This is a genomic window from Bradyrhizobium sp. USDA 4506 (assembly GCF_054058795.1).
This window is the reverse complement of record NZ_JBSSBM010000002.1, coordinates 8,184,511-8,198,254: the sequence shown is the minus strand read 5'-3', so window position 1 is coordinate 8,198,254 and position 13,744 is coordinate 8,184,511. Positions and strand designations below refer to the sequence as shown.

The window sequence follows — 13,744 nt, the reverse complement described above, 5'->3', positions numbered from 1 at the left end:
GGCGTCTATGCAAATGTCCGGCCATTCTCCTCCAAAAATGGCCGGACATGCTAACTTTCAGGACCCGCTCCCAAAAGGGACGACGGGTCATACACAGCGGTCAGTTGACCAGATAGGCATCTGGATCCGGAGAGTCCGACGGCTTCGCAAACTGCTTCTTCATCTCCGGTCCAGCCGGCGAGTTGAGATTAAGGCCCTTCGGCGGGATCTTTTGGGTGAACCACTTGTCATAGATCTTCTGGCCCTCGCCGCTGGTGTAGAGCGCGGCGGTTGCGGCGTCGACGACCTTCTTGAACGGCGCGTCGTCCTTGCGCAGCATGATGCCGTAGGGCTCGGGCTTGGAGAACGCGTCCTTGGAGATCACGTAGTCATCCGGCGACTTCGAGCCGGCGACGAGGCTCGCGAGCAGGATGTCGTCCATCACGAAGGCGACCGCGCGATCGGTCTCGACCATCAGGAAGGCCTCGGCATGATCCTTGGCCGGGATGATATTGACGCTCAGCCCGCGCGCGAGGTTGGCCTCGGTGAGCTGCTTGATGTTGGTGGTGCCGGCGGTCGAGACCACCGTCTTGCCCTTCAGATCGTCGATCGAATTGATCTTGCTCGCCTTCTTGGTGACGTAGCGGCTGGCGGTCAGGAAGTGGCTGTTGGTGAAGGAGACCTGCTTCTGGCGCTCGGCATTGTTGGTGGTCGAGCCGCATTCGAGGTCGACGGTGCCGTTGGCCATCAGCGGAATACGGGTCGCCGAGGTCACCGGGTTGAGCTTGACCTCGAGCTTGTCGAGCTTCAGCTCCTTCTTCACGGCATCGACGATCTTGTAGCAGATGTCCATGGCGTAGCCGACCGGCTTCTGGTTGTCGTCGAGATAGGAGAACGGGATCGAGGAGTCGCGGTAGCCGAGCGTGATCGCGCCGGTGTCCTTGATGTTCTTCAGCGTGCCGGTCGGCTCCTGGGCTTGCGCCTGGCTCGCGCCCAGCGCGGCGGCGAGCGCGAAGCCGATCAGATAGTTGCGTGTCATACGTCTACTCCTTGCGTGGAAACGGTCGTTCTAGTGCGTGAGAATATCAGCGAGGACGGGTGCGATATAGCGGCGAAACTGTTCCGGATTCTCGCTCATCGGAAAATGACCGAGCTGCTCCATGATCGTGACGCTGGCGCCCCCTATTGCCGCTGCCGTCCGCCTCGTGTCCTCAGGCGTGCAAGAGAAATCATACTCGCCCGTAAGCAGATAGAGGTTGCATACTTTAGTCTCGATTGACGCGACCCGGCCGCGCAGGTCGCCGTCGACACGGTAGAAATACAGGTCGCCCTTGAACACGCCGGGGCCGCCCTGCTTGTAGGCCCACAGCGTTTCCATCCGCGCAGGCTCCGGGCTTTGCGGGGCGATCAGCCCGGACACCAGCGCGGCGCAGACTTCGCCGCCGTGAACGTCCGGCCGGTTCAGCCAGTTCGTATCATACCACGGCGCCTGGAAATCGGCAGCCTCGAGCCCGATCAGCGCGCGGAACTCGGCGGCATACTCGATCGCAAGGTTAAGCACGATGCGGCCGCCGATCGAGCAGCCCATCACGACAGGCTTCTCCAGCCGCAGCGCACGGCAGAAAGCGCGGATGGTCTCGGTGTAGCGCGCAGTGGTGAGTTGGTATTCATCGCCGGTCCAGCTCATCGGCGGATTCGACTTGCCATGCCAGGGCATATCGAAGGCAATGATGCGGAAATTTTCGGCAAATTGCGTATCCGCGAGCAGATGGCGCCACTGCCGCGCATCCGATCCCGCGGTGTGCAGGCAGACCAGCGGAATGCCCGTGCCGTTCTCCTCGAAATAGATCCGGTGCAGCTCGCCGCCGATCTCGACGTGAACGTAGCGGCCGACCATCGGCTCGATGTGGCCGTCCATGATCTTGCCGCTCATGATACGGCCGCCGCGAAATGCTGCCGCGGCAGCGCCAGCAGGTCCTTGAAGTATTGCAGATGCGCCATGAAGGGATGCAGGTCGCCTTCCAGCACGGCCTCGCCGCGCTTGGTCAACGCCAGCAGATCGTGCCAGCCGGGCTTCGGCTCGGCCTGCCAATAGGCGGACCAGGCCTGCGGCGTCGCGCGATAGGAAAAGCGCCAGGAGCGCATCAGGACCGGCGAAGGCGCAAGCTCGACGATGCGCCCGGCCCGGATCGCGGCATGAAACGGCCGCGCCATCGGGCCGATCAGGCAGTCGCAATCAAGCAGCCGCCCGCGCGCAAGCAGCCGAGGGGCCTCGTCGAGCAATGCGGGAAGGCCGGCAAACGCCCTCGTCACAGCGTCGTCGGTGGCGTCAGGCGATGGCGTCATCTGTCGGGCGGCGTTCCTGCAGCGGGCGGCGCCATGATGACGGCAAGCGCGCAATCCCGCAAGGCGCCGATGCCTTTGGGTTCCCTTGATTATTCGCTTGACCAAACCCGGCTTGCCGGTCAGGCGCGCACACCCCGCGCCCTCCCGGCACATTGCGAGGAACGGCCAATCCGTCCGACCAAAGGCCGATTGAATTCCGCGGCTCGGCAGGTCGCGCCAAATCGCGGCAGACCAATTGTCGCAGCCGGCGCTTCGAGCGCAATTCGCGCTTCCGTTGCCCGCCCCGTTCTGTCCAATGCGCTCGGTCCCAGCATGACAGGGACGATCATTGCCAACACCGAACAAGACGCGGCCGCGATCGAACGCGGTCATAAGGGAGAGATCGAGATGTCGCACCGCAATCGCTTGATGGTCCTGCTCGCCGCCGCCGGCATGCTGGTGTCAACAGCGGCGCTCGCGCAGGACTATCCGACCAAGCCGATCACGCTGATCGTGCCATGGCCGGCGGGCGGCTCGACCGATATCTCGATGCGCGCGATCGCCGAGAGCGCCTCGAAGGTGCTGGGCCAGCCGATCGCGGTCGACAACAAGGCCGGCGGCGGCGGCACCGTGGGTCCCGCGACGATGGCCGCCGGCGCCAAGCCCGACGGCTACACCATCGCCCAGATCCCGATCACCGTGTTCCGCCTGCCCCTGATGCAGGAGGTGTCGTGGGATCCGGCGAAGGATTTCTCCTACATCATTCACCTCACCGGCTACACCTTCGGCGTCACCACCAACGCGGAGTCGCAGTTCAAGACCTGGCAGGACGTGGTCGATTTCGCCAAGAAGAACCCGGGCAAGGTGACCTATGCGACGCCCGGCACCGGCACCTCGCTGCATGTCGGCATGGAGCAGATCGCCCTGATGGCCGGGATCAAGCTGACCCAGGTGCCGTTCAAGGGCGGCGCCGAGACCAATGCCGCCGTGCTCGGCCAGCACACCATGCTGCAGGCGGATTCCACCGGCTGGCGGCCGCTGGTCGATGCCGGCAAGCTCCGCCTGTTGATGGTATGGACCGGCGCGCGCTCGCCGAACTATCCCGACGTGCCGACGCTGAAGGAGCTCGGCTACCCCATGGTCTATGACTCGCCGTTCGGCATCGCCGGCCCCAAGGGCATGGACCCCAAGATCGTCGCCAAGCTGCACGATGCCTTCAAGAAGGCGATCGAGGACCCGGCGGTGATCGCGACGCTCGCCAAATACGACATGGTGCCGAACTACAAGAACACCGAGGACTACAAGAAGTTCGTGGGCGAGGTCACCGAGTCCGAGCGCAAGGTGATCGACACGCTGGGGCTGGCGAAGAAGTAAGGACCGGCCGCGAAGCCTCCGCCCGTCATTGCGAGGAGCGAAGCGACGAAGCAATCCATCCTTCCGCACATGCGGTGAAATGGATTGCTTCGCTTCGCTCGCAATGACGGGGATAGGTCGATGCCCCACCTCGCGACTTGACGAGAGCACATCCCATGACAGACCAAACCAACGTCAAATTCCGCCTCAACAACTCCGAGCTCTGGGGCGGGCTGATCGGGCTCGGGCTCGGCGCCTTCGTGATCTGGTCGGGCCTCAAGCTGAAGCTCGGCACCATCAACGATCCCGGCTCCGGCTACGTGCTGTTCTACACCGGCATCCTGATGTGCGTGTTCGCGGCCTCGATCATGATCGCGGCGGTCACCGAGGGCGGCCCGACCTTCGCCTCGCGCTGGGAGAATGCGCGCTGGGGCAAGCCGGTGCTGGTCATCGTCTGCCTCACCGCGTTCGCCTTTGCGCTGGAGCCGCTCGGCTTCCTGCTGTCGGCGATCCCGCTGATGCTGTTGCTGCTCCGCGTGATCGATCCGGTGCGCTGGTCGCTGGCGATCCCGCTGTCCATCCTTGCCCCGCTCGGGATGTGGTGGGTGCTGAAGCACCTGCTCGCGATCCAGCTGCCGAGCGGCATGTTCGAGATCGGTTGAGCGCCCATGGATACCCTCGTCAACGTCGCCCACGGCCTCGGCGTCGCGCTGCTGCCGGTCAACCTGCTCTACTGCTTCATCGGCGTGTTCATCGGCACGCTGGTCGGCGTGCTGCCCGGCATCGGCCCGATCTCGGCAATGTCGCTGCTGCTGCCGGTGACGCTGTCCGGCACGCCGGAATCCGGCATCATCATGATGGCCGGCATCTATTACGGCTCGATGTATGGCGGATCGACCACCTCGATCCTGGTCAATATCCCCGGCGAAGCGGCTTCCGTCGTCACCTGCATCGACGGCCACCAGATGGCCAAGCAGGGCCGCGCCGGCCCCGCGCTCGGCATCTCCGCCTTCGGCTCGTTCATCGCCGGCACCTTTGCGCTGATCGCCCTGATGCTGGTGGCGCCCTCGCTTGCCAGCGTCGCGATCGCGTTCGGGCCGGCCGAATATTTCAGCCTGATGGTGCTCGGCCTCGTGGTGCTGACATTCCTCACCCAGGGCTCGATGGCCAAGGCGCTGTTGATGGCCTGCATCGGCGTCGTGCTCGGCCTGGTCGGGCTCGACAGCATCACGGCGCAGCCGCGGCTGACCTTCGGCCGCCTCGAGCTGATCGACGGCATCGGCCTCGTGCCGGTCGTGATGGGCCTGTTCGGCGTCGCCGAGGTGCTGCTCAACACCGAGCAAGCGATCAAGCGCGACATCATCAAGACCAGGATCAACCAATTGCTGCCGAGCAAGGAGGACTGGAAGGCCAGCGCCGGACCGGTGGCGCGCGGCACGGTGCTCGGCTTCTTCCTCGGCATCCTGCCCGGCGGCGGCGCCGTGGTGGCATCGTTCGCCTCCTACGCGCTGGAGAAGCGGCTCTCGAAGCATCCGGAGCGCTTCGGCCACGGCGCGATCGAGGGCGTCGCGGGGCCTGAATCGGCCAACAATTCCGCGGCCGGCGGCGCCTTCATTCCGCTGATGACGCTCGGCATCCCACCGAACGTGGTGATGGCGCTGCTGCTCGGCGCCTTCGTGATCCACGGCCTGCAGCCCGGACCGTTGATGATCTCGCAGAACCCGACGCTGTTCTGGGGCATCGTCGCCAGCATGTATATCGGCAACCTGATGCTCTTGGTGCTCAACCTGCCGATGATCGGCATGTGGGTGCAGCTGCTGCGGCTGCCCTACAACGTGCTGTTCCCGCTGATCATCCTGTTCACGATCATCGGCGTCTATTGCTCCAGCAACAACGTGTTCGACGTCCACGTCATGATCGCGTTCGGCGTGATCGGCTATTTCATGCGCAAACTCGGCTACGAGCCGGCGCCGCTGGTGCTGGCCTTCGTGCTCGGGCCGATGCTGGAGAACAATCTGCGCAAGTCGCTGATCCTCTCCCAGGGCAACCTCATGACCTTCGTGGAACGGCCGATCTCGGCGATCTGCCTCGCCTTCGCGCTGGTGCTGCTGGTCGGCCCGCTGCTGCCCTCGCTGCGCAAGAAGCGCGAGCTGGTGGCGCTGGATGAGGGGGCGTAGGAGCGAGGCTGGATCGGGTTGAGAAGCAGCCACGCCGGCAGCGCGCCCCCTCGCCCCGTTCTTACGGGGTCGAGACGAGCGGAGCTCGCTCTTAGAGGGTTGGGGTGAGGGCTGCCTCCGCAGGCACGGTGATAGCAGTATCCGCGGAGGCTCCCCCTCACCCGCAACGCATCTGACGATGCGTTGCGGCCTCTCCCCGCACGCGGGGAGAGGCGACGGATAGCGCGGGACCATTCAACTCGCCTTCACGCCCCGCCCATTCTTCGGCGCCTGGGCCAGTGCGCGGGCCAGCACCTGGGCTTCCTTCTTCAGCATGTCGGCGAGCTCGCCTTCGCGGCGGCGGATGCGGTCGGACGCGGCGCCGATCGAGAGTGCGGCGACCACCTCGCCGGCATCGTCGCGGACCGGCACGCCGACGCCGCCCATGCCGGGGAACGCGGCGTCGATCAGCACGGTGTGGCCGGCCTTGCGTGCCATGGCGATCCGCTCGCGCAGGAACTTTGGCGTGATGCGCGGCGATTTCGCCAGCCGCGGCACGATCACCTCGATCACAGCCTCGATCTCGGCATCCGGCAGCCAGACCAGCAGCGCCAGCGCGCCGGCGCCGACGCCGAGCGGACGGCGGCTGCCGATCTGCAGATAGTTCGGCTGCAGCGGATGGTTGCCGACCGAGCGCGCCAGATAAAGCGCCTCAACGCCGGAGCGCACCGACAGCAGCGCCGTATCGGCCGAGCGCTCCGACAGCCGGAGCAGGCTCGGCTGCGCCAGCTCGGCGATGTCGACCGAACGGCGCGCGCCGACCGCCATCACCCGCGCCTCCTGGCCGAGCTCATAGGTCTTGGCGCCGGCGACGCGGCTGACGAAGCCTTCCTCAATCAGCGAGTTGAGAATGCGCAGCGCCGTCGCCTTGTTCAGCGAGGTGGAGTCGGCGATGTCGGTGAGCCGCAACGGCGAGCGCTGCGCCAGCACGCGCAGGATCGCGCAGACCTTCTGGATCGCGTTGAACTTGTCGGGTTGGCCCGGCTCCGGCAGTGGCCTCTTGCGGCTGGTCCGTGCGGTCGCAGTCGTGGAGGCGTTCATGCCCTGGCCTTCCTTGCCGTCAATTCCAAATCCTGAACCGCGCACGACGTTTAGACGCGCCCGGCGGACATCATCCTAGGACGGATGACGTGCGCCGGACACCGTATACTTTCGTCAGATGAAACTTTGATTTCGACTATCTACGCTGCTGTGCAACAATAAGGATATTTGAATTTCGCATCACGAAATCTGATGCGGTTAGCATGATCCTTTCGAAAAACCGCTTCGCACTTTTCGGATCATGCGCTACGCCAGCCGCAGCCTGCGGATCGTGAACAGCGCGCAGAGGCTGAGGATGCAGACGGCGGTGAGATAGTAGCCCGGCGCGAGCTCGCCGATCGGCGCGAAGCCGCCCATCCAGGTCATGATCGCCGGCCCCATGCCGCCGAACAAGGTGACGCCGATATTGTAGCTGAGACCGAGCCCGGTCGCACGCGTCGCCGCCGGAAACAGTTCCGACATCAGCGCGGCGAGCGGCCCGTAGTACAGCGACTTCAGGACGCCGAGCCAGAGCACGCCGATCAGGATGATCATCGGCGTCGGCTTGCCGGTGAGCAAGAGGAAGGCCGGGAAGATCGACACCAGCAGCAGCAGCGCGAACAGGATCATGTGGGTGGTGCGTCCGATCTTGTCGGAGACCATGCCTGCGATCGGCGCCAGCAGCGCAACCGCGGTCTGCGCGGCGAACGAGGCGATGAAGCCGACCGATGGCGCGAGGTTGAGCGTCTTCACCACATAGGTCGGCATGTAGACGATCAAATAGTTGACCGCGGTCGACACCGCGAGCGCGCCGATCGCGAGCATCGTGGCGAGCTTCTGCCGCGCGAACACTTCCCTGACCGGCGATTCCTTCTTCGCCGCCGGCGGCGGGGTCGCATCGTCGACGTGGTTGCGGATGTAGATGCCGACCGGGCCGATCAGGACGCCGAACAGGAACGGCAGCCGCCAGCCCCAGGACTGCAGATCCTCCGGGCTCATCAGCGAGGTCAGGAGCGCACCGAAGCCCGCGCCCAACAGACCGCTGACGCCCTGGCTCGCGAACTGCCAGCTCGCCACGAAACCGCGCCGCTCCGGCATGTGCTCGACCAGGAACGCGGTCGAGGAGCCGAACTCGCCGCCGGCGGAAAAGCCCTGCACCAGCCGCGCCAGCAGCACCGCGATCGGCGCCAGGATGCCGATGGTCTGATAGGTCGGCATCAGCGCCAGCACCAGCGTGCCCAGCGTCATCAGCACGATCGACAGCATCAGCGAGGCCTTGCGGCCGTGCCGGTCGGCATAGGCGCCGAGCACGACACCGCCGATCGGGCGGATCAGAAACGACAGGCCGAAGCTGCCGAAGGTCAACAGCAGCGAGGTGGTCGGATCATTGGCCGGGAAGAACGCCTTGGAGAGATACACCGCGAAATAGGCATAGACCGAGATGTCGTACCATTCGAGCGCATTGCCGACCGAAGTCGCGACGATCAGGCGGGTGATGTTTTTCTTCGTGGTGGCGTCGGCTTCGGAGGTAAGCGGCGTCGATGTCGATAGTGTCATCAAATTTCCTTGGCCGTGTCGGCACTCTTTCAACGCGTTGCACCCGGGCTTATACGTTCGAAGAACGGCGTTGCGTCCGCTCGCCTAAGCCCGGCCATTCACATCCTCCCCGTCATCCTGAGGAGCGGCGTCTGCCGCGTCTCGAAGGATCGACGGTCACCGGCGGGGCCGTGCATCCTTCGAGGCTCGCTCCGCTCGCACCTCCAGCGACAAAGGCGAAGCCTTTGCGCGGGGATGACGGGGAAAAAGCGCGCCCGTCCTTCGACCTTAACGCTTTGCCTCGCCGAGATCCCAGAACAGGCCGGCCATGATGGTCAGCGCCTCCTCGGTCACCGGCAGCAGGATGTGCTCGTCGGGGGCGTGCTGCGAGCAGCCCGGATAGGAATGCGGCACCCAGATCGTCGGCAGGCCGAGGCCTTCGGAGAACACGTCGTTCGGCAGCGAGCCGCCGAAGTTCGGCAGCACCGCCGGCGCCTTGCCGGTGGTGGCGCGGATCGAGTTCGCCGCCCAGTCGATCCACGGGCTGTCCATGTCGGTGCGCGAGGCGGCAAAGCGCTGCGTGCCGGAGACCTCGACCATCGGAAAGCCGTTGTTGTGCAGATGATCCCGCACTGCGTCGATCACCTCGAGATGCCGGGTGCCGACGACGAAGCGGAGCTGCAGCACGGCGTTGGCCTTGCCGGGAATCGCGTTGGCGGGCTTTTCGATATTGCCCGACGACATCGCCAGCACTTCGAGCGTGTTCCAGGCGTAGAGCCGCTCAGCCGCGGTCAGGCCCTCCTCGCCCCAATCTTCCGCCAGCGCCGGTTCGTCCGCCGTCGGCTTGACCTCGACGTCGGCGAGCGCGGCGCGGACGCGGTTCGAGATCGGCGGGGGCTTGAGGATTTCGAGCTTCATGCGACCCTTGCCGTCGACCAGGCTCGCGATCGCGCTCGCCAGGATCGTGGCAGGGTTGGCGAGCACGCCGCCCCAATTGCCGGAATGGTTGCCGCCCTCGCGCAGATTGACGTCGAGATGGATGCGGTTGCCGCCGCGGCAGCCGAGGAAGATGGTCGGCCGCTCCGCCGACAGCCGCGGCCCGTCGGAGGCAATGAACAGGTCGGCCTTCAGCTCCTCGCGATGCGCCTCGCAGACCTCGCGCAGATCGGGCGAGCCGATCTCCTCGCCGGTCTCGATGATGAATTTGGCATTGAAGCCGAGCTTGCCGCCGCGCGCCTGCTTCACCGCGCGCAGCGCCGCCATGTTGATCGAATGCTGGCCCTTGTTGTCGGCGGTGCCGCGGCCATAGACGCGCTCGCCCTTGACCGTGGTCTGCCACGGATTGAGCCCGTCGCGCCATTCGCCGACCATGCCGTCGACGACGTCGCCATGGCCGTAGGTCAGCACGGTCGGCCGCGAAGCGTCTTCCTGATAGTCGGCAATCAGATAGGGCCCGCGGCCGGTCGGCGACTCGATCAGGTGGGTCTTGAAATCGAGCTCGGCGAAGGCCGGTTGCAGATTCTCCACCAGATAGGCGCGCAGCGCATCGGCCTTGTCGGCATTCAGGCTCTCGGTCTGGTAGCCGACCCTGCGGTCCAGTTCCTTCAAGAACTCTCCCGATTGAAAATGCTCTCGCACCTTTGCGATTGCGTCGGCCCGTGTCGCCATGATTGTTCCTTCGTCCGGTCGCGTCGTGGCATGATCGCACCGGAACGCCACGCTTTGCGTCCCGATCATGCTTCTGGAGGGGCGCAACCTATCGGGATCGGCTCGCGACCGGAAGGGCGCGAAATGCGAATGGGCCTTGCCAAAACGTGGGAAGTCGCAACAAGTTGAAGCGGGACGCCCGGCATCGACCGGGCAGCATTCGAAGCGGCGCGCAAGGTTTCGACCAAGGTTTCGACAATGACAAAACAAATCCGGCTCAACGCCTTTGCCATGAACTGCGTGGCGCATCAGTCGCCGGGGCTGTGGACCCATCCGCGCGACCGCACCAAGGACTACAACAAGCTTTCCTACTGGATCGATCTGGCGAAGACGCTGGAGCGCGGCCGGTTCGACGGGCTGTTCCTCGCCGACGTGCTCGGCGTCTACGACGTCTATGCCGGCAATCCGGATGCGGCGCTGCGCAACGCGGCGCAGACCCCGGCCAACGAGCCATTGATGCTGATCCCGGCGATGGCGGCGGTGACCGAAAATCTCGGCTTTGGTGTCACCAGCAATCTCTCCTTCGAGCCGCCCTACCCGTTCGCGCGGCGGATGTCGACGCTCGATCATCTGACCAATGGCCGGGTCGGCTGGAACGTGGTGACCGGCTATCTCGATTCCGCCGCGCGCGGCGCCGGCAAGGACAAGCAGACCGCGCATGACGACCGCTACGAGCTCGCCGACGAATATATGGAGCTGGTCTACAAGCTCTGGGAAGGCAGCTGGGAGGACGACGCCGCGATCCGCGACGTCGCGCGCGGCATCTTCACCGATCCGAGCAAGGTGCATCCGGTACACCATGACGGCAACAACTACCGGCTCAACGCGATCCACCTGTCGGAGCCGTCGCCGCAGCGCACGCCGGTGCTCTACCAGGCCGGCACCTCGCCGCGCGGCCGGCAGTTCGCCGCCGAGCACGCCGAATGCGTGTTCATGTCGGGACCGTCGGCGAAGGTGATCGGTCCGCGCGTTTCGGCGATCCGCGAGCTCGCCGCCGCGAAGGGCCGCAACCCGGCCGAGATCCTGATGTTCTCGATGATGTGCGTCGTGGTGGCGCCGACCGAGGCGGAGGCGAAGGCGAAGTACGCCGAGTATCGCCGCCATATCAGCCATGAGGGCGCACTGGCGCTGATGTCGGGCTGGACCGGCGTCGACTTCTCGACCTATTCGCTCGACCAGGAAGTGCGCCACGTGCAGAACGACGCCGGTCGTTCCGCGATGGACAACGTCACCCGCGCCGATCCCGACCGGGTCTGGACCGTGCGCGAGGTCGCCGAGCATGTCGGCATCGGCGGCGCCGGCCCCGTGGTGGTCGGCTCGCCGGAGCAGGTCGCCGACAAGATCGAGCAATGGTTCGAGGACACCGACGTCGACGGCCTCAATGTCGCGTTTGCGATCTCACCCGGCGATTTCGAGGACATCGCCGACATGCTGGTGCCGGAGCTCGTCAAGCGCGGCCGCTACAAGCGCGAGTATGCGAAGGGCACCTTGCGGGAGAAGCTGTTCGGCGCAGGGCGTGCGAGGCTCGACGCGACGCATCCGGCGAGTCGGTATCGGGTGAAGAAGACGACGACGTAGCCAGCCCCGTCATTGCGAGCCACCCGGTCGGCGCGAAGCGCCGCCGGATGACAGGCTCAGCGAAGCAATCCATCCTTCCGCTTGTGTGGAACGATGGATTGCTTCGTCGCTCCGCTCGTCGCAATGACCAGGTTAAGCACAGCTCACGATCCCGTCATCCTGAGGAGCGCGCTCTTGCGCGCGTCTCGAAGGATCGACGGCCACCGGCCGGGCCGTGCACCCTTCGAGACGCGCTTCGCGCTCCTCAGCGTGACGGGGATGGATTGAGCACGCAGCGAAATCTCAATTCACCGAATTGCTCACCACCACCTCGATCAGCTTCGCGCCCGGACGGCTGAACGCCGACTTCATCACACCCTTCAGCTCCTGCGGATCGGTGACCTTGATCGCCTCGAGCCCAAGCGAGCGCGCGACGCCGGTGAAATCGACCGGCGGGTCGATGAAGTCCATGCCGACATAGTTGTCGTCGCCGTGGAAGGCGAGCAGGCGCTGCTTGATGATGCGGTAGCCGCCATTGTTGACGATGACGAAGTTGAGCGGCAGCTTGTGATTGGCTGCGGTCCACAGCGACTGGATCGAATACATCGACGAGCCGTCGCCGGAATAGCACACCACCGGACGCTCTGGATTGGCGAGGCTGACGCCGACCGCGGCCGGCAGGCCCCAGCCGATGCCGCCGGATGCCAGCGCGTGATAGCCGTAGCGGTCGCGATGCGGCCGCAAGCCGATGATCTGGCGCGACGAGGTCAGGCCCTCGTCCACCAGGATCGCGTCGTCGGGCATCGCCTCCACGACCTGCAGCGCCAGCCAGTCCGGATTGATCGGCGAGGTCTGGCTCGCCTTCGAGATCTGCTCGACCAGCGCCTTGCGCTTCGCCGCCCAGTTCTTCGTCGACAAGGCCGCGAGTCCCTGCCTGGCACGCGTCTCCAGCGCGCCGCCGCCGGCCTCCTTCAACGCCGGCACCAGCGCGCGCAGCGTTTCCTTGACGTCCGCCTTCACCGCGATCTCGGCGCCGTAGTTCCTGGCAAGGTCGCTGTCGACCAGGCCGACCTGCACGACCGAGAGCCCGTCCGGCAGCGGATCGACCTCGCTGTAAACAGACATCCGCAGCGGATCGCCGCCGAGCGCGATCAACAGATCATGTGGCGCCAGCACGTCGCGCGCGACCTTCTGCAGCCGCGCGATCGCGCCCATGAAGCTCGGGCTTTCGGACAGGAAATGCGAACCATAGGGCGTCGGCGATTGCCAGGCCGGACAGCCAAGCGTCTCGGCAAGATCGGCCGCCTCGCGCAGCGCATCGCTTTTCACGATCTCGTCGCCGACGACGATCACCGGACGCTCCGCTTTCAGGATGCGCGCGGCCAGCGCCTTGAGGGAATCCTCCGACGGCCGCACCCGGGTGTCGATCCGGGTGGAGCGGCCGAGCTCGATGCCGGCTTCGGAATTGAGGATGTCGCCGGGCAGCGAGATGAACACCGGCCCGGTCGGCGGCGTGGTCGCGATCTTGGCGGCACGGCGCACGATCCGCGGCAGGTCTTCGAGGCGCGTCACCTCGACCGCCCATTTCACCAGCGGCGTCGCCATCTGCACCAGCGGACCGTAGAGCACCGGTTCGGTCAGACCATGGCCCTGTTCCTGCTGACCGGCGGTCAAGATCAACGGCGTGCCGGTGAAGCTCGCATTGTAGAGCGAGCCCATCGCGTTGCCGAGGCCCGGCGCGACATGGACGTTGCAGGCGACCAGCTTGCCGGAGGCGCGGCTGAAGCCGTCGGCCATCGCGACCACCAGGCTCTCCTGCATCGCCATCACATAGGTGAGATCGGGATGGTCCTTCAGCGCGTGCATGATCGGCAATTCGGTGGTGCCGGGATTGCCGAACAGATGGGTGACGCCCTCATCCTTCAGCAGCGCCAAAAATGCCGAGCGGCCGGTAATGCGATTCTTCATGTTCCCTCCAGGCCTGTCGGCGCGTTGACCGACGGGGATCGAGGGAGATGACCAAACTTGCGCAGCTGGAGCAATCGAGCGGG

General features: G+C 65.4%; 11 protein-coding genes. 4 read left to right on the top strand and 7 right to left on the bottom strand.

What is annotated here, in order from left to right; genetic code table 11:
* Positions 1 to 100: 100 nt before the first annotated feature.
* The 3 genes from ACVIHF_RS40760 to ACVIHF_RS40750 are packed head-to-tail and all read right to left on the bottom strand — an operon-like array spanning position 101 to position 2,325.
* Positions 101 to 1,018, bottom strand: coding sequence for an amino acid ABC transporter substrate-binding protein (locus tag ACVIHF_RS40760; protein WP_057015477.1), 918 nt, complete (start codon positions 1,016 to 1,018; stop codon positions 101 to 103).
* Positions 1,019 to 1,048: 30 nt separating this feature from the next.
* Positions 1,049 to 1,912, bottom strand: coding sequence for an alpha/beta fold hydrolase (locus ACVIHF_RS40755; RefSeq protein WP_456777677.1), 864 nt, complete (start codon positions 1,910 to 1,912; stop codon positions 1,049 to 1,051).
* Positions 1,909 to 2,325, bottom strand: coding sequence for a hypothetical protein (locus ACVIHF_RS40750; RefSeq protein ID WP_310883303.1), 417 nt, complete (start codon positions 2,323 to 2,325; stop codon positions 1,909 to 1,911). The genes ACVIHF_RS40755 and ACVIHF_RS40750 overlap by 4 nt, the downstream gene beginning before the upstream one ends.
* A 387-nt stretch (positions 2,326 to 2,712) precedes the next feature.
* Between ACVIHF_RS40750 and ACVIHF_RS40745 the strand changes: the two genes are divergently transcribed.
* The 3 genes from ACVIHF_RS40745 (at position 2,713) to ACVIHF_RS40735 (ending at position 5,834) form a co-directional block, all read left to right on the top strand.
* Positions 2,713 to 3,678, top strand: coding sequence for a Bug family tripartite tricarboxylate transporter substrate binding protein (locus ACVIHF_RS40745; RefSeq protein WP_038384272.1), 966 nt, complete (start codon positions 2,713 to 2,715; stop codon positions 3,676 to 3,678).
* A gap of 155 nt (positions 3,679 to 3,833) precedes the next feature.
* Positions 3,834 to 4,319, top strand: coding sequence for a tripartite tricarboxylate transporter TctB family protein (locus ACVIHF_RS40740; protein WP_028332964.1), 486 nt, complete (start codon positions 3,834 to 3,836; stop codon positions 4,317 to 4,319).
* 6 nt (positions 4,320 to 4,325) lie between these two features.
* Positions 4,326 to 5,834 (top strand): tripartite tricarboxylate transporter permease, encoded by a 1,509-nt coding sequence (locus ACVIHF_RS40735; protein ID WP_310883304.1) that lies wholly within the window; start codon positions 4,326 to 4,328, stop codon positions 5,832 to 5,834.
* Between the two features lie 234 nt (positions 5,835 to 6,068).
* On the opposite strand, the gene ACVIHF_RS40730 is transcribed toward ACVIHF_RS40735, so the two are convergent.
* The 3 genes from ACVIHF_RS40730 to ACVIHF_RS40720 form a co-directional block, all read right to left on the bottom strand.
* Positions 6,069 to 6,914 carry an IclR family transcriptional regulator gene (locus ACVIHF_RS40730; protein ID WP_310883305.1) on the bottom strand — a complete coding sequence of 282 codons (846 nt, stop codon included), beginning with the start codon at positions 6,912 to 6,914 and terminating at the stop codon, positions 6,069 to 6,071.
* A gap of 246 nt (positions 6,915 to 7,160) precedes the next feature.
* On the bottom strand, positions 7,161 to 8,450 hold the full coding sequence (locus tag ACVIHF_RS40725; RefSeq protein ID WP_310883306.1) for an MFS transporter: 1,290 nt from the start codon (positions 8,448 to 8,450) through the stop codon (positions 7,161 to 7,163).
* Between the two features lie 267 nt (positions 8,451 to 8,717).
* Positions 8,718 to 10,097, bottom strand: a complete 1,380-nt coding sequence (locus ACVIHF_RS40720) for a M20 family metallopeptidase (protein WP_456793718.1) — start codon at positions 10,095 to 10,097, stop codon at positions 8,718 to 8,720.
* Between the two features lie 237 nt (positions 10,098 to 10,334).
* Between ACVIHF_RS40720 and ACVIHF_RS40715 the strand changes: the two genes are divergently transcribed.
* Entirely contained in the window at positions 10,335 to 11,714 is a 1,380-nt protein-coding gene (locus ACVIHF_RS40715) for an LLM class flavin-dependent oxidoreductase (protein WP_456793717.1), read from the top strand.
* 282 nt (positions 11,715 to 11,996) lie between these two features.
* On the opposite strand, the gene ACVIHF_RS40710 is transcribed toward ACVIHF_RS40715, so the two are convergent.
* Positions 11,997 to 13,661 (bottom strand): thiamine pyrophosphate-binding protein, encoded by a 1,665-nt coding sequence (locus tag ACVIHF_RS40710; RefSeq protein ID WP_456793716.1) that lies wholly within the window; start codon positions 13,659 to 13,661, stop codon positions 11,997 to 11,999.
* Positions 13,662 to 13,744: the final 83 nt, after the last annotated feature.